The organism is Novosphingobium sp. MMS21-SN21R (genome assembly GCF_031846015.1).
Lineage (GTDB): Bacteria > Pseudomonadota > Alphaproteobacteria > Sphingomonadales > Sphingomonadaceae > Novosphingobium.
In genome coordinates, this window is record NZ_JAVRDU010000001.1 from 2282869 (window position 1) to 2302101 (window position 19233).

Annotated in this window: 15 protein-coding genes; 5 read left to right on the forward strand and 10 right to left on the reverse strand. The window is 63.3% G+C overall.

Annotated features, from left to right (window positions below; translation table 11 throughout):
• The first annotated feature begins 7 nt into the window (after positions 1–7).
• Complete coding sequence (locus tag RM192_RS10895; RefSeq protein ID WP_311507568.1) at positions 8–1000, forward strand: 2-oxoglutarate and iron-dependent oxygenase domain-containing protein; 993 nt, start codon at positions 8–10, stop codon at positions 998–1000.
• On the opposite strand, the gene RM192_RS10900 is transcribed toward RM192_RS10895, so the two are convergent.
• Positions 993–2711 (reverse strand): acyl-CoA dehydrogenase family protein, encoded by a 1719-nt coding sequence (locus RM192_RS10900; RefSeq protein WP_311507569.1) that lies wholly within the window; start codon positions 2709–2711, stop codon positions 993–995. The two genes, RM192_RS10895 and RM192_RS10900, sit on opposite strands and share 8 nt — an antisense overlap.
• A 137-nt stretch (positions 2712–2848) precedes the next feature.
• Between RM192_RS10900 and RM192_RS10905 the strand changes: the two genes are divergently transcribed.
• The 3 genes from RM192_RS10905 (at position 2849) to RM192_RS10915 (ending at position 5326) form a co-directional block, all read left to right on the forward strand.
• On the forward strand, positions 2849–3988 hold the full coding sequence (locus RM192_RS10905) for an aldose epimerase family protein (RefSeq protein WP_311507570.1): 1140 nt from the start codon (positions 2849–2851) through the stop codon (positions 3986–3988).
• 76 nt (positions 3989–4064) lie between these two features.
• Positions 4065–4742 (forward strand): guanitoxin biosynthesis heme-dependent pre-guanitoxin N-hydroxylase GntA, encoded by a 678-nt coding sequence (gntA, locus tag RM192_RS10910; RefSeq protein WP_311508617.1) that lies wholly within the window; start codon positions 4065–4067, stop codon positions 4740–4742.
• Positions 4739–5326, forward strand: coding sequence for an urea carboxylase-associated family protein (locus RM192_RS10915; RefSeq protein WP_311507571.1), 588 nt, complete (start codon positions 4739–4741; stop codon positions 5324–5326). The genes gntA and RM192_RS10915 overlap by 4 nt, the downstream gene beginning before the upstream one ends.
• Positions 5327–5375: 49 nt before the next feature.
• Here RM192_RS10915 and RM192_RS10920 read toward each other — a convergent pair whose 3' ends face one another.
• A complete protein-coding gene (locus RM192_RS10920; RefSeq protein ID WP_311507572.1) occupies positions 5376–5867 on the reverse strand; it encodes a PA2169 family four-helix-bundle protein in 492 nt (163 codons plus the stop codon).
• Between the two features lie 202 nt (positions 5868–6069).
• Between RM192_RS10920 and RM192_RS10925 the strand changes: the two genes are divergently transcribed.
• On the forward strand, positions 6070–6393 hold the full coding sequence (locus RM192_RS10925) for a hypothetical protein (protein ID WP_311507573.1): 324 nt from the start codon (positions 6070–6072) through the stop codon (positions 6391–6393).
• Between the two features lie 7 nt (positions 6394–6400).
• On the opposite strand, the gene RM192_RS10930 is transcribed toward RM192_RS10925, so the two are convergent.
• The 8 genes from RM192_RS10930 to RM192_RS10965 all read right to left on the reverse strand — a co-directional run bounded on the left by RM192_RS10930 (position 6401) and on the right by RM192_RS10965 (position 19067).
• Positions 6401–8824, reverse strand: coding sequence for a glycoside hydrolase family 3 N-terminal domain-containing protein (locus RM192_RS10930; protein WP_409233806.1), 2424 nt, complete (start codon positions 8822–8824; stop codon positions 6401–6403).
• Positions 8825–8914: 90 nt separating this feature from the next.
• On the reverse strand, positions 8915–10096 hold the full coding sequence (locus tag RM192_RS10935) for an MFS transporter (protein ID WP_311507576.1): 1182 nt from the start codon (positions 10094–10096) through the stop codon (positions 8915–8917).
• Complete coding sequence (locus RM192_RS10940; RefSeq protein ID WP_311507577.1) at positions 10093–11151, reverse strand: LacI family DNA-binding transcriptional regulator; 1059 nt, start codon at positions 11149–11151, stop codon at positions 10093–10095. Before RM192_RS10940 ends, RM192_RS10935 begins: the two co-directional genes overlap by 4 nt.
• A 74-nt stretch (positions 11152–11225) precedes the next feature.
• Positions 11226–12731, reverse strand: coding sequence for a tryptophan halogenase family protein (locus RM192_RS10945; RefSeq protein ID WP_311507578.1), 1506 nt, complete (start codon positions 12729–12731; stop codon positions 11226–11228).
• A complete protein-coding gene (locus RM192_RS10950; protein WP_409233829.1) occupies positions 12728–13744 on the reverse strand; it encodes a cupin-like domain-containing protein in 1017 nt (338 codons plus the stop codon). The genes RM192_RS10945 and RM192_RS10950 overlap by 4 nt, the downstream gene beginning before the upstream one ends.
• Complete coding sequence (locus RM192_RS10955; protein WP_311507580.1) at positions 13737–14453, reverse strand: SapC family protein; 717 nt, start codon at positions 14451–14453, stop codon at positions 13737–13739. The genes RM192_RS10950 and RM192_RS10955 overlap by 8 nt, the downstream gene beginning before the upstream one ends.
• Positions 14450–16000, reverse strand: coding sequence for a tryptophan halogenase family protein (locus RM192_RS10960; protein WP_311507581.1), 1551 nt, complete (start codon positions 15998–16000; stop codon positions 14450–14452). Before RM192_RS10960 ends, RM192_RS10955 begins: the two co-directional genes overlap by 4 nt.
• Before the next feature lie 100 nt (positions 16001–16100).
• Positions 16101–19067 (reverse strand): TonB-dependent receptor, encoded by a 2967-nt coding sequence (locus RM192_RS10965; RefSeq protein WP_311507582.1) that lies wholly within the window; start codon positions 19065–19067, stop codon positions 16101–16103.
• Positions 19068–19233 lie beyond the last annotated feature (166 nt).

Sequence of the window (19233 nt, forward strand, 5' to 3'; positions counted from 1 at the left end):
ATGCGACATGCCAGACCCCCACGTCCTCCCCATCGTCGACATTTCCCGCCTTTGCAGCGAGCGCCTGGAAGATCGGGTCGCGGTGGCTCGGGAACTGGACCGGGCCTGCGCCGATGCCGGCTTCCTCTACATCAAGGGGGCACAGCTCGACCGTGCCCTGTTTGACAGGCTCCTCACGCGGGCAAAGGCTTATTTCGCCCTGCCAGTCGAGACCAAGATGGCGCGCTACATCGGCCTGTCGGAGAACCACAGCGGCTATGTGCCAGTGGGCGAGGAGCAGTTTGCCAGCGGCAGCGACGATCTCAAGGAAGCCTACGACATCGGCTTCGATTACCGCAGCACCGAGGGACGCCGCCCACTGCTGGGACCTAATATCTGGCCCGACATGCCCGCATTTAAGAGCGATGTTCAGGCCTATTACAGCCACGTCACCTGCATCGGCAGACAGTTGTTCCGCAGCTTTGCCCTCGCCTTGGATCTAGAAGAAAACCACTTCGACGCGCTCACCGATACCCCCCCAAGCCAGTTGCGCCTGATCCATTATCCGTTCGACGCCAGCGCACGCGACCGGCCAGGCATCGGGTCACACACCGACTACGAATGCTTCACCCTGCTCTTCGCCACCGCGCCGGGCCTGCAGATCGTGGACAAGCATGGGGAATGGCAGGACGTGCCGCTGATCGACGGCACGCTGATCATGAACATCGGCGACATGATGGAAATCATGTCGAACGGCCGCTACGTCGCCACGCGCCACCGCGTGAAGAAGGTGGCACAAGAACGCTACTCTTTCGCGCTGTTCCATGCTTGCAACTACGATCATGTCGTGGAGCCGGTCGTGCCCGGAGAGAGGCCGCGATACGCCCCCATCAAGGGCGGCGAGCATCTCTACAACCAGACCGCCCAGACCTTCGCCTATCTCAAGCAGCGCATCGCAACTGGCGCACTCGCCCTGACAGACGCGGTGCCGCTGGATTCATTCGGGCCGCGCACTACCTAGACGTCGCAATATCTAGGGCCTGAGCACGTTCGATCAGCCCGCGCGCAACCACTTTCAGCGCCAGCGTCTCCTCCGCGCCCTCGAAGATCGATAGAACCCTCGCGTCCACCCAGAACCGGCTGACCACCATTTCTTCGGCATAGCCCATGCCTCCGTGAATCTGTTGCGCCTCGCGCGTCACCAGTTCTGCACAACGACATGCAAGCAGCTTGGCAAGACTCGCCTCCATCTGCCCGCCCCCTTCATCCATCTGCCGTCCCACAGCATAGGCGAGCTTCCGACACGCAATGAACCGCGCTGCCATTTGTGCGATTTTCACCCCCGTCAGCGGAAAATCGATCAGCGCCGATCCGAAGACCTTGCGCTCCTGCGCATAGGCACACGCCGCCCTGATCGCCGCGCGCATCACGCCAAGCGCTCTCCCGGCGGTCTGGATTCGTCCCCCGGTCATTCCTGCCATTGTCAGGTAAAATCCCCGGCCAAGCCCCTCGCTTTCGCCGATGACATTGGCATCGGGGACGAAGACATTGTCGAAAGTCAGATCGAACGAATGCATCCCGCGATAGCCGACCGTGGGAATGGCACGCCCCTCAACAACTCCGCCGCGCTCCTGCTGAAACACGAACGCATGCCCATCGAACGAGGGCTTTTCCACCAACAGCAGGCTTAGACCGCGATGCCCGAGCGTGCGATCAGGATCGGTTCGCACCACGACCATCAGCACGCCCGCCTTCCCGGCAAAGGTGCACCAGGTCTTCGCCCCATCCAGCAACCACCCGCCTTCGGTTTTCGTGCCCCTCAGCTGCAACCCGGCAGCGTCCGATCCGAAATCCGGTTCGGTAATGGCAATCGCGCAAAGCGGGTCACCATTGGCAAGGCGCGGCAACCACTGGACTTTCTGTGCCTCGGTCCCGCCCGCCAGAAGCGCACGCGCCAGAATTTCGGGCCGCGTGATCAGGCTCCCCGCCGCCGCCAGTGACGCTTCGGAAAGGGCCTCGGTCACCGCGATCATCAGCGGCGTATTATCGCCACCGGCCGGAGCAAAGCCGCCGTATTGCTCGGGAATCGAAAGCCCGAACACGCCCATCTTGCGCATCGGGCCGAGCAGACTCTCGGGCACCGTCAGGTCGTGCCGGTGAATGTCTTGCGCCAGCGGTGCTACGACGTCAGCGGCAAAGCGGCGGAACGTGTCTCGTGCAATGGTGGCCTGCTCACCCAGCGCCACATCGCCCAATTCCTCCTCGTTCGCGCAAACCGCAACCCCCAGCGCGGCCAGATGCCCTGCCCCGCCAGCATCGCGCCGCAAGGCAAGCATGTCGGCGCTGGTCTGGACAGGTATCAGTAATGCCGGGTCCAACCCGGTCGCCAGATAAATGCCCTCGAGCCGCGTCAGCGCCGACCGCGCCGCCTCGGCAACGAACGCCAGCCCCAGGGCTCTATCGAGCGCTCTGCCGCCTGCTCCACCTTCAATCAACAGACGCGACGCACACAATTCGGCATGGCAGAATGCCAATTCATAACAGGCCCACTGGTGCACATCGAGCAATTGCCCGTCGAGCTTGCCCGCAGGCGCACACAGCTCTGCCAGGCGGTTCACCGCCGCGCCGAACTCCACATCCAGAGCGGCCAATACGTTTGCCGCGCCAACCAACTGCACAGCGATGTCGGCCAGCGGGGAAAGTCCAGCGTTGGGCATATGCGGGATCGTCATGTTAATCACAGTTCTGGGCCAACAGTGCCGCCCCAGTCAATCGCACGATTAAATTCATCGTTCTCGACAAGGTGAAAGCATATTTGTAGGAGTAAACATACGGCACTCCAGTGCACCGATCGGGAGAGGAAACAGCCATGCGATCATCCAAACTTTGCGCCTCGGCCCTCGCTGGCGCGCTTGTCGCAGGATCGCCAGCATTGGCGGCAACGGCTGAACGCAGCAATGCCGGATTGCTCGCTGATGGAACCACAATCGAGGCGGTGACGCTAACCAACGCTGGCGGTATCAGCGCCCGCATCCTGACTTACGGCGCGACCTTGCAATCACTGTTCGCGCCTGACGCCACGGGCAAGATTGCCGACATCGTGCTGGGTCAGGATACGCCTGCAGACTATGAGCGGCACCCAAATTACTACGGTGTCACCGTGGGTCGCTACGCCAATCGCATAGCCGGGGGCCACTTCACGTTGGACGGCGTGGGCTACCAGCTTCCGCTCAATAACGGCGCAAACAGCCTCCATGGCGGCACTGCCGGCTTCGACAAACGGGTCTGGCTTGTCCGTTCAATAAGCAGCGGCCCTGTCGCGTCGGTGGTTCTGTCGCTGCACAGCCCCGATGGCGATCAAGGTTATCCCGGCGCGGTCGATGCCACGGTAACCTATTCGCTCGATGAGGGCGGCAGTCTCACCATCGTGTTCGGCGCCGCGACGACCAAGCCGACCATCATCAACATGACCAATCACGCTTTGTTCAATCTTGCGGGCGATGGATCGGTGGATGGCGCGATGGCGCAAAAGCTGACGATCCCGGCCGCCGCCTATACGCCTGTCGATGCAACCCTCATTCCCACAGGTGAACTTCGCCCAGTTTCCGGCACGGCGTTCGACTTTCGCAATGGCCGGGTGCTTGCCGAGGCCTTGCGCAATGGGCACGATGAACAAATCCGTATAGGGCGCGGTTACGATCATAACTTCGCGCTCGACAAGGGCCTGACTGCCACGCCGCAGTTGGCCGCTCGGCTCGAAGACCCTGCTTCGGGCCGTATGCTCGAAGTACTCACCACCGAACCCGGCCTGCAACTTTATACAGGCAACTTCCTCGACGGGACCAGCCTTGGCAAGAACGGCCACCTCTACCGCATGGGAGATGGGATTGCGCTCGAACCGCAGAAGTTTCCCGATGCGCCAAACCAGCCGGGCTTCGTCTCAGCGCGGGTCGATCCGGGCAAGCCCTATCGCCATGTCATGGTCTTGCGCCTCACAACCACCCGGTAGAACTCCGGTTCGCAGCGGAACCTGAGGCCAATCCAACCGTTCGTCGGGGCTAAAGGAACCCAGACGAATGCTCACAATGCAACGCACGCAAGCCTCTGCCGAAACTGCCCTGTTCGAAACGATCGCCGATCCCGTTTTCCCCTGCGTCGGTGCGAAATCCGCCATGGCACGCGGCACGCTGAAAGTGCTCGCCTGCCACAGCTTGGACAGCAGTTGGGATGATCTCGTCATCCATCAGGCGCTGATGGACTGGGCTGCCGAATACCGCGCCGACCCAGCCGGGCTGCGCAGTCTGGCCGTATCGTTCGACGGCCCAGACGATCTCGACGAAGCGCGTTTCGAAGCGCTGATGTGGCAGCGCATCCAGTCCTTTGCCGACAAGGACGCATGGCTTGGCCACCCCTACGACCACCGCGTCAGCGCCGACCCGTCCGACCCCCACTTCTCGCTGAGCTTCGGCGGTGAGGCGTTTTTCGTCGTCGGCCTGCATCCTGGTGCGTCACGGCCCGCCCGTCGGTTCCCCCGCCCGACGCTCGTGTTCAATCTCCACGACCAGTTCGAGCGCCTGCGTGAAGAAGGCCGCTACGACAAGATGCGAGAGCGAATTCTCGACCGCGATGTGGCACTGGCCGGGGACATCAACCCTATGCTTGCCCGCCACGGTGAAATCAGCGAAGCCGCGCAGTACAGCGGTCGCCATGTTGATGATAGCTGGCGTTGCCCGTTCAGCGACAAGCGCGCGAACGCCGCATGATCGTCCACGAAATCCCGCCCCGCAGCGGCACCGCGTTCAAGCTGCTCCAAGACCAGATCCTGCGTGTGATCGATCCCCGCGGCGTTCAGGTCAGCGACTTGCTGGCTTTCGACGCGCACGACATCCGCGAAGTCATCTCGGCCGGCCGCACGTTCGATTATGAAGAGACGATCCGCCTCACTACCGGCAATATCCTGTGGTCGAACCGGTCGAATCCGATGCTGGAGGTGATCGAGGATACCGTCGGCTGTCACGACTTCCTGCTCACTCCGTGCAGCGAGGCGACATTTCGGCATTTTTACCCGGAAGAGCCGGTCCATCGCGGCTGCTTCGGAAACCTCGCCGAGGCGCTGGCGCCATACGGCGTCGAAGCGGACGCGATCCCGGTTGCCTTCAACGTGTTCATGAATGTGCCGGTGGACGGCAGGACCGGCAAACTCGAAGTCCTGCCGCCTGTCAGCAAGCCGGGGGATTATATCCGCCTGCGCGCGCGGCGCGATCTCGTAATCGGCCTCACCGCATGTTCGGCAGGAGCATCGAATGGCGGCAGCTTCAAACCCATCCACTACGCCATCGAGGATTGATCATACGACAAGCCGTGCGCAACTTTTGCTACGCACGGCTGCCGTTCAATCAGTGCTGCAGACCGTGCTTCAGCGCGCTCATCTGGTCGTGGCCTTCGCGGACAGAAACCCAGGCTTCATCGACAGCGCTGCGAGCGACCGACGATAGGTCGGCGTTGTTCATCGCCGTTTCGAACTTGCCCTTGAGATAGTCCTCCCCGCGCTCTACCTCGTTGACGATCGCCTTGTCATCGCGCCCGGTGACCGCAGCCTTGAGATCCACGAATACGCGGTGGATCGAGCCCATCACAGAAGTATCGTCCTCTGGCTTGCCGCCAAGCTGCGCCACGGCCGACTGCAATTTCGTTACCGCGCTCTGGCGTTCGCGGGCGCGTTCGAGGAACAGGCGGCGGAACTCCTGATTGTCGAGATCCTCGGCGGATTTCTGATAACCCTCCACGCTGTCGAGCAAGGTCGCGATCAGCGTGTTGAGAACGGTGACATCGCCTTCGCTGCGATCATCATGGGTCGCCGTGCCGCTGTAGGGAGTATTTGATTCCATGGAAGTTTCTCCGAATGAGTGTGAGCGCTCAACGCCAGCGGAGAAGCTTGGGTCCCGAGGCGGACGGCCAAACTCATGCGGCGACGCCTCATTGCGCCGGGGCGGTTCAAGGCTGCGACGAGACACCAACGCTTCAAAGCATGGGCCTGCCCAATATGGCCGGTCACTGCTACCGAGTGACTTCGTTCGGGAGGGATCGACGTTGAAACTGCTTCTGCTGCGCGCGGTCTTTGCCGTGTCGACCATCGCAATCGCGGCGCCCGCCATAGCCGACGATCCGCTCGATCCTTCGATGCGCAACTCCGTCGCACGCGCACGCGACAAAGAAATAATCCGCAAGCTCAACCTTGCCGAAGCAGCGCGGGTAAAGGAGCGTGACGAGCGCTACGCCGCACAATCCCGCGCCTCGAACACCGCCGCGTCCGACTACGCCAGCAGCCGCGCTCGGTACGAGCGCGACATGGCCGCGTGGCGCCGCGCGGTCGCTGCCTGCCGCGCAGGCCATTACGCCGCCTGCGCGCGCTGACCTCCGCTCATTTCGCCAGCGGCGGACAAGCGGGCATCTGTCCGATACCCTCGATTCCGGCATTGCGAACAGTCACCGCAAAGCCCTTGTCCGCGCCCATCCGCAAGGGCGTGCCAATCGCCTTGATCGGCGCGCCATGTTCGGCAAAGCATTTCAGGCCAACGAGTAGCGTCCCGGCCTTGCCCGGCGTTGCCGCACTCACCAGTACCGACACATCAAGCCGCACTCCGCCGAAGCTGACGGTCACCGGGGCATCGCCGCGAGCATCAATCCGCCAGTCCAGTCGTAGCGCGAACCCGCCGTTCAAATAGCGTTCCATGTCCACCGGCGGGCCGTCGACGGCAATGTCGCCCTTCCCGATCCACGTGAACTGACGCGCGTCTTCCTGCGCCATCAGGTCCACAGCCCGCATCGTCACCACGCTGTCCAACCCCAGCCGCCACGGCTCGATCACCCGGCCATGCCGGATATAGGCTGTATCGCTGAGCGCTGGTCCCTGCTCGACCCGCGGGTCCTCACTCACCTTGCCCACTGTACCGGGCCGGGCGTAGGACAGCCCGTAACCTGCCGGAAACAGTGGGGCGCCCATCGGAGCGCGGGCGTCCTGAGGCCAAGCGAACGGCAGCGTTCCGCTAAAGTCACGCAGGGCCTTGCCGTCTTTCCCTGCCACCAGCACATCGGCCACGCCCTGCCCTTGCGAGCCCGGCTGCCAGCCGGCCACAAAGGCATCGGCAAGGTTCATTTCCGCACCTACGAACATCGGCCGTCCCGAAAGGAACACCGCCACCACCGGCACACCTTGCGCCTTCAACCGCCGCATCAGGTCCAGTTCCCCCACGCGCGGGTGGAACATCAGGTCGGGAACGTCGCCCTGAAACTCGGCATAGGGCTGCTCGCCGAACACCACCACCGCCAGATCGGGCTTGCCGCCCGCCGCATCTCCGGTTGGATCGATCCGCGCCTTGCCTCCAGCAGCGCTCACCGCATCGACTATCGCACCGCCGATCGTGCGGCCCTTGGGAAAGTCCTGCGCGGTCGTGTCCGTCCCTTGCCAGGTGATGGTCCAGCCGCCCGCCTGCATGGCCATGTTGTCCGCGCCCGGCCCGGTCACAAGCACGTTCGCACCGGCCCGCAGCGGCAGAACGCCGCCCTCGTTCTTGAGCAGCACCAACGATTTGGCCGCCGCCTCGCGCGCTATGTCGAGATGCCCCTGCGCGCCCACTTGCGCCGGATCGCCGCGTTCCACCAACTTTGGCCCCATCAGCCCCAGCTTGTATTTCACGCGGAGCACGCGCCGCACCGCATCATCCAGCCGCGCCATCGGGATCGTACCGTCGCGCGCCTCACGCAAGGTGTTGTCGAACAGGCCTTTCCAACTGTCGGGCGCCATGAACAGGTCGAGCCCTGCATTGATCGAGGCGGCGCAATCGGTCGGCGTGCAGCCCGGCACTTGCCCGTGCCCGTTCCAGTCACCTACGACGAGACCCTCGAAGCCCATGCGTCCCTTGAGCACATCGGTGAGCAGTGACTTGTTGCCGTGGTTCTTCACCCCGTTCCAACTGGAAAAGCTCGCCATTACCGTCAGCGCGCCTGCGTCAATCGCGGGCGGATAGCCTTGCGCGTGCAACCGCACCAGATCGGCTTCCGCTACTTTCGCGTCACCTTGATCCTTGCCGCCTTCGGTCCCGCCATCTGCAAGGAAATGCTTGGCGCTCGCAGCCACCTTGTGTGCGCCCAGAGGCGTGTGTGCCTTGAGTTCACCCTGCAACCCTTCGACCATCGCCCTCGAATAGGCCGCAACCAGCGCGGCATCGCCTGAATAGCCCTCATAAGCCCGGCCCCAGCGTGGGTCTTGAGGGACCGCCAGTGTGGGCGCAAAGGTCCACTCGATACCTGATCCTGAAACTTCGGCAGCGGTTGCCGCGCCGATCCGACGGATCAGCTCGGGATCGCGCGCCGCGCCAAGCCCGGTGTTGTGCGGAAAGATTGTCGCGCCCGGCAGGTTCGAATGGCCATGCACCGCGTCCACACCGAACAGGATCGGAATACCCGCCCCCGCCTTGCGCGATGCCGCACGATATTCGGTAACCAGTTTCAGCCACTTGGCCGCGTCCGCCCGCTCGTCGCCATAAGGCCCGCTATTGCCCCCCGCGAGGATCGACCCGAGCGGATAGCGCGCGAGGTCCGCAGGCGTCATCGCGCTGATGTCGCCCTGGATAACCTGCCCGACCTTCTGTTCCAGCGTCATCCGCTTGATCAAACGCGTGATAGCGCGCTCGGTCGCCGGATCGGTGATTGCCGACGGACTGCGGGCAGCAGGCCACTTCGCCGGATCGGCCACGCCGCCGGGCGCCTGTGCATTCAGCGCACCCGCACTCACACCCAGAACCAGCATGGCCGCAAGGCCTCGTGCAGCAACTCGCATCGACATCGACTTCCCCGGATTATTTCTTGAGAACGTTCCCAACGCCGGTTTGTCATGCAAGGCTGCGAAAATCAACCCCTTTGGGACAATGCGTTATCAGGCGTGTGTGGAAGTCTCTGGCGAACGCGCCAGCAGCACCATCGCGCCCAGCGCCAGCACCGCCAGCACCACGAACAACCCCTCAAACCCCAACGACGGAACCAACGCCAAAGTCAGCGATGGCATGACCAGCGACGGGATCGTGTTGGTCAGGTTGAACAAGCCGAGGTCGCGCCCGCGCCGCGCCCCGTCGGGCAGAACGCGCAAAGTGTGCGCGGTGTGCAGCGCAAGGAACACCGATGTCGAAAGCCCGAACAGCAGGTATCCCGCAATCGCTTCTGCGCGGCCATTGGCCAGCGCCATTGCCACAAGTCCCGCCGCTGCGCCTGCCGAAGCCAGCGCCAGCGGCACAACCGGACGGTCACGGCGGTCGGCCCAGCGCCCAGCCAGCAAGGCCGTTGGCGCACCGATCAGCATGGCAAGGCTCAGCACGCGGGCAATCCCGGCATCGGCAAAGGTAGGATCGACGCGGCGGAACCATAGGTAGAAATAGGCAAACAGCGAGGCCTCGGAAATCTGCACCAGCAACCGCGCAAGCCACATCCGCGTTGCCATGGCACGCAGCAACGCCTTCGCCGCTGCAGTAACGGGCGGGGCATCGTTATCGGGCCGATCCAACCGGCCATCTTCGCCAAACAAGGCCAGCGGCATCACGCAAACCACCACGATCCCCGCCACAATCGCAAAGCGCTCAGGCAGATCGGCAAGGCCCGGAATTGTCACGAGCGCCCCGGCAAGCGCGCCCGACGCCGGTGCAAAGGCCAGCAATCCGCCCAACATGCCCTTGCGCCCATCGGGCACCCGGTCACCCGCCCATGCCGAAAGCGGACCCAGCATCATGTTCAACCCAATCTGCCACGCCACAATCAGCGAAATGAGCAGCGGCAACGCGCGCACCATCGGCATCAGGCAAAGCAGCCCACTCGATAGCAGAAGACCGGAGATCACCCATATCCGGCGCCCCCCGGTCCGGTCACTCAGCCATCCGAACACGATGTTGGCAATGCTCGAACCTATCGCCCCCACGAATGTCGTCAGCGCCAGCCAGCGCACGCTGTCAGCGCCCGCCAGCCGGTCGACATGCATAGGCAGCAGCAGCGTCAGGAACGGCGTATAGGCAATCGCCGCCCCAGCCCATGCCAGCGCATAAAGGCCAAGGAATCTACGGTCGGGGTTCACACCGGTCCGGTCGAGGCGCGAACTTCAAATCCCATCGGGATCACCACTGGCCCCATGTCGGCGTCCGGATTGCGATGTGCGGCGATAAGCATCCGCACCGCCGTCGCGGTCGTCTCGGCAATTGGCTGGTCCACCGCAGTCAGTGCAGGCCGCGTAAACCGCACCAGCGGCGTGTTGTCGAAGCTGACGAGCGAAAGATCGCCCGGTATGGCCAGGCCCAGTTCCTCGGCAATCTCCACCGTGGCCAGCGCCATCTGATCGTTGCTGGCGATGATCGCACTCGGCCGGTCATCGCGCGATAGCAGCGACCTCGCCGCGCGCACACCCGAGGCATAAGTGAAGTCACCCGCCTCCAGCAGGCCATCGACCGAAGCCCCGGCAGCGAACATTTCAGCGCGCCAGCCTTCGACGCGCTTGGCAACCAGCCGGTATTCCGGCGGCCCCGAAATGACGCCGATCTTGCGGTGCCCGAGATCCAGCAGGTGCCGCGTCGCCATACGCGCGCCGCCCTCGTCATCCATCGAAACGAGAATACCCGCAGGCAAGCCCTTCTCGCTGATCTGCGCGCCGATCCGCGCGAAGGGCACTTTGTGCTTTTCCAGCACTTTGAGAATCTTGGGATTATCCGAATGCGGCGGCGTCAGGATCGCGCCATCGGGCTGGAGCGCGGCAATGGCAGCGGAAATCTCACGCTCGACATGGTCGTTGTGGGTATCCACCAGTTCGAAGATCAGCCGGTAGCCCTGCTCGGCACATTCGAGCATCCCGCCGAGCAGCATCTGGTCTACCCAGTCGGTGCCCTGCCGTGCCCGCCAGTCGGCAATCGTGCGCTCACGGTCGTTCAGCGCCAGAATGAGATACGAGCGCGAGCCACTCATCCGCTGCGCCGCAATCGAGGGCACATAGCCCAGCTTGTCGATGGACGCCTGAACCTTGTCGCGCATCTCGGGCCGCACGTTGGGCTCGTTGTTGATGACGCGGCTGACCGTCTGCAACGATACCCCGGCATCCGCCGCCACGTGCTTGATCGTTACCGCCTGCCGCCTGCGCCCCATCGTCCGTCAAAACCCTCGCATGTCCGGCAATCCCGCTAGCCGTTTTGACGCCGCATTGCCAGAGTTCCCCCGATTCATGCCGCCACCGGCACGTCAGCGCCGCAGTAGCGCGCCACATAGTCGCCATGCGGTGGCAGCGCCGCCACGGTACGGCTCACCTGTTCGCGCAGGCTGGAAAGGAGATGCGTCAATTCCTCGTCGCGCAGCTTTGCCGCCACCGGGTGATAGCTCTGCGGCACGATCCCTTGTCCCATCATCACCTGCACCCATGAATTCTCGGCAAACAGTTCTTCGTTCTTTCGGAACACGCGACCCGTTTCGCGGAACAGCTCCATCTTGTGCGCAAGGCTTCCGGGCACATCCATGCCCGCGCAGTGTCGCCAGAATGGCGTGTCGCGGCGGTCCGTCACCTTGTAGTGCAGAATAAGAAAGTCGCGGATCTGCTCCATGTCGGTCATCTGCTGCTCGTTGAACTCGGCAACGTCGTGCGCGCTGATTGCGCCCGCCGGAAGCATCCGCACGATGCGCAGGATCGCGCGCTGGATCAGGTGGATCGAAGTCGATTCCAGCGGTTCCATGAACCCGCCTGAAAGCCCCACGGCCACGCAGTTACGGTGCCACTGCTTACGCCGCGCGCCGGTGCGGAAGCGGATCGGGTTGGGCTTGACCAGCTTGTCCCCTTCCACAGTCGAAAGCAGCTTATCCAGCGCCGCCTCGTGCTCCATGAACGCGCTGCAATAGACGACGCCATTGCCCTGCCGGTGCTGCAGCGGAATGCGCCACTGCCATCCTGCTTCATGCGCGATGGCGCGGGTATAGGGCACCGGTGGCCTCACACTCGACGTCTGGATCGCAATGGCGCTGTCGCAGGGCAGCCAATGCGTCCAGTCGTCATAGCCGACATGCAGCGCACCCTCGATCAGCAGCGCACGAAAACCGGTGCAATCGATGAACAGGTCACCCTCGATACGCCGCCCACCTTGAAGCGTCAGCGCGGCGATGTCGCCGGTTTGCGCGCACAGTTCCACTTGCGCGATCTTGCCCTCGATCCGCACCGTGCCGTCAGCCTCCGCCATGCGGCGCAGAAACTTGGCATAGAGTCCGGAATCGAGCTGGTAGGCGTAGTTCATCCGGTCGTCCGGCAAGTGCGCAAAGCGCCCCGCTTCGGCCGCTTTCAATTCAAGGCAATAGTCGCTGTAGGGTTCGGCGTGCCCGCGCGTTTTTCCGTCCAGCCAGAAATGCTGGAAGCCCGCCGACCAGTGATCCTTGCCGGTCCCGCCGAAGGAATGGAAATAGGCTTCGCCCGGCACGCGCCAGTTCTCGAAGTTGATGCCAAGCTTGAACGTTGCCTGGGTCGCGCGCATGAATTCGGCTTCGGATATGCCGAGGATGCGGTTGTATGCGACCAGCGGCGGGATCGTGCTTTCGCCGACGCCGATCGTGCCGATCTCCTCGCTCTCGACCAGCGTCACGCTCGCCAACGGACCCAGCGTGCGGGCCAGCGCAGCGGCAGTCATCCACCCGGCGGTGCCGCCGCCTGCGATCACGATGCGTCGCGGAAGATGCGGTGCGGCGGTCATTGTGAAAGGCTCCTCAGCAGGAATTGATGGAGGCGCGCGGCGGCAGCGGCATCAAGCGGCGCAAGCACCCCCTGCCCCGCCTGCGGCACATGCGCCCGCGCCGCTTCGCCGCCCGAAAAAACATAGTGCTCGAACATCTGCCGCCAAGCCGCGCGCTCGTCCTCGGGCAAATCACGGATCGCCATGATCGCGTGGGTGAGCGCGGTCTGTGGCTGCCCCAGATAACGCGGCGTATCGCGCCACCAGTAGTTCACCAGCACGTTGAACGGCGCCAGTGCATCGACATGGTGATACCACAGCGGCGGGATCAGCAGCGCGTCGCCCGGCTCGAGTTCAGCCAAAACACCGTGCTGCAAAGCCTCGCGGAATTGCGGATGCCGTGCGAAATCCGGCGTCTCGAAATTGACCATGGAAACTGGCCGCCCCGCAGGCGTGATGTCGATAGGCCCGAGATAGAGATTGGCGAACTGATCCGGCGGAAACAGCGTGAACCGCCGCCGTCCCACCGCGCAACACGCCAGATTGCGGGGAAAATCGTTGTGCGCGGCAATCCGCGTCGCATTGCCGATCCAGATCGACGCCAACGCATCGTCGCGCCCGATGTCGACATGGTTCGCTTCGTGCAGCCCGTCGAAGAATTGCCGCATGTCGATGGAACCGAGATAGACCGTCGGCACAGCATCGGCTTCGCGCCCCTCGGCCTTGTCGAACCCGGCCAGAATTTCGGGCAACCGGCCCTTGCCCATGCGGAAGTTGACCGCCATCGCCTCGTCATAGAACAGGCGACCGCCCTGGTCGGGGTCGGCTATGGACACTGGCAGGTCCACAGGCCGGGAATGAGCGGCAAGATAGCCTCGCGCCTCCCGCGCCGATTGCAGGCCCGCCTGAACCAGCGGCCAGTCCAGCACCAGCCCGCGTATGACTACCGGTTCGCTTGCTCCATGCAGCACATCCGCGAGCGCTCCTGTCGAAATCTCACGCGCCGCTGGCAGGCTCGCCAGCGCGTCAGCCACCGGCAGCACGGGCGTTCTTGCGTGCGATCAGATCGGAAAAGCGCCCGATCGATGCCACCGCCATGAACAGCGGGAGAAGATGACCCTCTGCCTGCAACTCACCCAGAGCATCCCCGGCCAAGGTGCGCAGCTTCTCTTCATCAATCGTGTGGAACCCGACCAGCGAATGGCGCGATCCATCGTCCAGCGGCACTTCCAGCGTAAACGGCTCAAGCAGTCCGTGCCGTTCCAGCGCTGCAAAAAACGCTCCGCTCGCACGGTATGCCTCGTCGAGATCGCCAAGATCCTGCGACACCTGTTCAAGCAAAGGCGAGGGACTCCCCGCCTCATCGAACAGGCGTATACCGTCGTCTCCGCCCATGGCCACGCGCGGACTGTCCAGATCGACATGAACCTGTGCGTTCCCGCTCGCGCCCTGCCCGATCAAAAACGGCTGCACCGCCTGCGCCAAAGGTTTGGAAGCCGCGTCCCAACCAGCGTCGGTCAAGAACAGGTTCTCCCCGTTCTCGAACCCGAACAACGCCAGCGCGGTGAACTTGCCTGTCTCCAGATCGCGCCGGAACACGATGGGATAATGCGCCTGTGCCCGGCGGAATTCTCCCGGCATCACAAGGCAGGCCATCACCGCATCACCCAGCGCCGCGCTGCTCCGGGTCCGCACGCGAAGGTCACGGTGGGCTAAGGAATCAAGAAGGGCGTGTCGGGTCATGGAATGGCAACGGCTCCCTGTAAGGGCTTGGAGTGCGCAATCGAGGACTGATAGCCGCGATGGCTCGGCAAGGCGGCAATGAGCGCCCGTGCCCGCTGGCCCACGTCGTCGAGTGCTCGCGCGGACTGCGGATCACGCAAAGGCAATGACGGCGGCGCAAAGCCCATGCCGTAGAGCACATAGGCGTGGCTCGCGGCCGAGAAAACCTCGTCCACTTGCGGAAAGTCCCAAGCGCTCGGCGTCTGGTCGCGCCACAGTTCCACCAGTCCCGCCAGCCGGTCCGGCACCGTCACCGCGTCACGCTGCGCCAGCCAGTACGGTTCGGTCCGCCGCGAGAGCAGATAGTGCAGCTTCAGAAACTCGATGATCCGGTCCCAGCGATAGCGGAACAGCGCGTTGAACCGTTCGGCCAGCACCGGCATCGCGGCACGGCGGCGCGGGAAATTCTCGACGATGGCCCGCAGCGACAGTTCTATCATCACGATGGCCGACGCTTCCAGCGGCTCCAGAAACCCCGCAGACAAGCCCACCGCAATGCAGTTACCTGCCCAGAACTTCTCGCGGTGGCCGGTCGGAAACGCGATCCGCCTCGGCTCCACCGCCGCCGCATCCGCGCCCGGCACATGGGCCGCGACATAGCCGCGCAGCACCGCCAGCGCCTCGTCATCCGACATGAATCGCGAGGCATAGACGCAACCGATCCCGCGCCGTCCCGGAAGGCCGATATCCCACAGCCAACCCGCCCGATGCGCGGTGGAGACGGTCGCCGAGGCGACTGGGCTGTCAGGCATAACTGGCACTTGCGCCGCCAGCGCCCGGTCATTCAGGAGAACGTCGCTGCGGTCCACAAATGGCACCTGGCACGCCCCGCCGATCAGCAACGCGGCATGGCCCGAACAGTCGATAAACAAGTCGCCTTCGATCACCCCGCCCGTCGCCGTTTCCAGCGCGGCAATATGCCCGGTTTCGTCCGCGACCGTGTTGCGGACACGGTCGCGGACGTGGGCGACGCCAAGTTTGCCGGTTGCAAGGGAGGACAGCAACGCAGCAAACTTTCCGGCGTCGAGATGATAGGCATAATTCAGTGCACCCGCGTAATCGGGCATTGCGCTTTGACGAGGCGCCAGAAACCTGTCGACGACAGCAGCCTGGGCCGTCATCGCTTCGGCAAAGGGCACCCCGGGTCGCTGGCCCCATGCTGCGACCAGACCCCCGAGGTCACCCGGCGGCGGCGGCGTGAACGGATGCTGGTAACTATCGCCAGCCCCGCCGGTCACCCAGCCATTGAACCGCGAGCCCTGCTTGAACGACCCGTCGCAAGCGGAGAGGAATTCCGCTTCCGAAATGCCGATGGACTCGAGCGTCCCGCGCATTGTCGGCCAGGTGCCCTCGCCCACGCCAACGGTGGGAATATCGGGCGCTTCGATCAGCGTTATGGCAACATCGTGCCCACGCTCCCGAAGCTGCGAAGCCAGCACGCAGGCCGAGAGCCATCCGGCGGTGCCGCCGCCGAGGATCACGATCCGCCTGACTTCACCCTCGCCCATCGCGCTTCTTGTCTCGTTGTCAAACCGTCCCGGTGGGACAGGCCAGAACCTCTCGGCCCGCCTTGTCCCACCTCAAAGGAACGTTATCAAGCCACCCACATCAGAAATTGACGCGGAAGCCGGCCTGGTATCGGGCGTAGCCCGGCGAAGCGAAGAACACGTTGTTGCTGCTCCGCAGATGGCCTCGGCGGCTCGACCCGGTCAGGTTGATCGCTTCGCCGAACACCGTCAGCCCCTTGCGGAACTCCCAGCTCGCGCTTGCATCCACCTGGCCATAAGCTTCGACATAGTACGGATTCGGCCCGGTCCCAGCGAGGAACTCGTCGCGCCAGTTATAGGCAACGCGCGCCTGGAAGCCGTTCTTGTCATAGAACAGCACGGCATTGGCACTGTCCGAAAGCCCGGTCAGGGCAAACTGCGGCACACTCGAGGGCTGCGTGTTGTCGTAACGCGCATCGCCCTTGACCACGGTGTAGTTCAGGATCGCCCCGAAGCCCGTGTCCCAGAAGCTGTGCTGCACGGCAAATTCGAAGCCATAAAGATGGGCCGACTGGTCCGAGTTGACTGGCGTCGAGATCTGGAAGTTGACTTTGCCGTCTTCGGGCAGGCCAAGGATCTTGCCGGTGTAGTTGCCCGTCGCCGCATCGAAGCTGTCCACCACAACCGAGCCGGGATAGTTGGCAAAGATGTAGTTGCGGATCGCGGTCGTGCTGGCGTTCGTTCCCAGCGCAGCGATGGCAGCGCGGTAACGCGGACCATCAGCCGGGTTGGTGAGGCCGAATGCGTCGGTATCGATACGGGCGGACGAGATGAAGTTCTTCACCCGCTTGTCGAAGAAGCCGACCGAAAGGTAGCTGGCCTTGTCGTAATACCACTCCGCCGATACGTCGATATTCTTCGAACGATAGGGCAGCAGGCCTGGATTGCCCTGACTGCCGAAACCACCGCCGATGCGGAACAACTGGTCCACGGTGCGCCCGCCCTGCATCGAGGCATAATCGGGACGCGTGATCGTGTGGCTGTAGCTGGCCCGGACCTTGACGTTGCTGACCGGCTCGAAGTCCAGGTCGAACGCTGGCAGCCAGTTCTCGTACTCCCCCTTGAACGTGGTGAAGTCCTTGGCCGCGCCGTAGACGAGGTTGAACTCGTTGGCCGCCACCCACTGCGTCCCCGTCGGAATCGGCACCAGCGCCGAAGACGTGATCTTGGTCTTCTCGTATCGGATACCGGCGCGGAAGTGCGCGGGGTTGCCCATGACATCATAGGTCATGTTGGCCTGCAGATACGGGGCAACGGTACGCTCGCGAATGCGGCGGTCCACCGTGAAGTCCGAAAGGCAGTTGCCGTCGCCACCGCAGATCTTGTTAAGCCCATCGAGGAAGCCGACCATCTTCTCGAAGTTGAAGCGGTAGAAGCTCTGGAGCATCCCGGCGTCGCCTGCGCCTGAAACGCCTGCGAACTTGTCGGGGATCGATTCAAGAGTGAACAGGTCGTCAGGCATCTGGGCCTTGGTGGTCGAACCACCCCAGGTATCGTTCTGGATGAAACCATAAGCCGACCGCACCTTGTTCTCGACGTAAGTCACGCCGAAATCGAGGCTGTCGAGCACCGAGTCATCGAAGTCATAGCCGCCGCGCAGCTGGGCCTCGTTCACCGTGTCCTTGAAGTAGGCGTTGCGGAAGGCATTGCCCGTCGCCTGAATGTTCGAAGCGTCGAGCGCGTCGATCCCCGGATGCATGACCACCGAGATGACCGGCAAATCGTTCTCGTAATTGACGGTCTGCTGCGCGATGCCGAACACCGCCGTGCCGACCGACGTGCTGGTGCCATAAGGATTGTTCGCACCCGATTCCGCGGTCGAGTGGTGTGCGTCGAGCACGAGGCGCAAACCGCCCGGCCCTTCCCACTTGAGGTTGCCGCCGATCGACTTGTTCTCGGAGCGGTTCTCGGTCAGCGACCCCGAGTAAGACAGGTCCTTGCCTTCTGCGGCACCGAACTTTTCCGAATAGAAGATCGGACCGGCAACCGGACCATCTGTCCAGGCGCTCGAAACGTCATTGAAGTTGAACCAGATGCCGACGTTGGAATTGCGCACTTGCACGGTGTTGCGCGAATAGGTGTAATCAAGCGTCGCAGTCAGGTTTTCAGCGGGCCGGGCCTGCAGCACCAACTGGCCGTTGAGGCGCTCGCGGTTGATGTCGTTCAGGTCGTAGCTTGCGTTCTGCTGCACCTGATAGACATCGGTCGGGCCGGGACGGTTCTGCACGTTGGCAAAGCGCGGATCACCCGCCTGCGGCAGCGAGCCCCAGTTGTTTTCCGAACCGAGATAGCCATCGCGCCAGCCGACATTGGCCTGATTGACGCTCGCCTTGCGCTTCTGCCAGCTACCGGTGACGAGCACGCCGAACATGTCGTCTTCGCCGAATGTGGTCGAGATGATGCCCGAGACTTCTGGCGTGATCGGCTTGCCGTCATTGCGCGAGCTGTCATAGACACCCTTGACCGCAAGGCTGCCCGAAAGGCCCGGCTTGTCGAGCGGGCGCGGGGTCTTGATGTTGATCGTTGAACCGATGCCGCCGGTCGGCAGCGTGGCGCGGCCGGACTTGTAGACCTCGACGCCCGAAACGCCTTCCGATGCCAGGTTGGCAAAGTCGAACGAGCGCGACGACGGCGCGCTGGCGCCATCGCCCAGCGACGACGTCGGCATCTGGCGGCCATTGAGCAGCACCAGATTGAATTCCGGGCCAAAGCCGCGGACCGTCACGGTCGAGCCTTCGCCGTTTGAACGGTCGATCGACACGCCGGTGATGCGCTGCAGCGATTCCGCCAGGTTGGTATCGGGGAACTTGCCGATGTCTTCTGCCGAGATTGCGTCGACCACGCCCTGCGCGCTGCGCTTGATGCTCATCGCCTGCGCCAGCGAGGCGCGGATGCCGGTCACGACAATAGCTTCGCCTTCGCCCTCGGCAGGAGCCGCTTCCTGGGCAAATGCCGTCTGGCTGGCAAGTGCAAGTGCCATCGCGCCAAAGCTCGACGCACGCACGATCATGGAACGCTTAGACCTCATAACTTCCTCTCCCCCCAAGACTACGGGACTCGACGCCTGGCGTCTGTTGTGAACGTTCACCTAAATGAGAACGTTCACTCCGTCAAGCGAGCGGAAGTGGACCGGACACGAAAAATGCCCCGCAGCACCGGATGCTACGGGGAAAGCGACCAAATTTCAGAAGCAT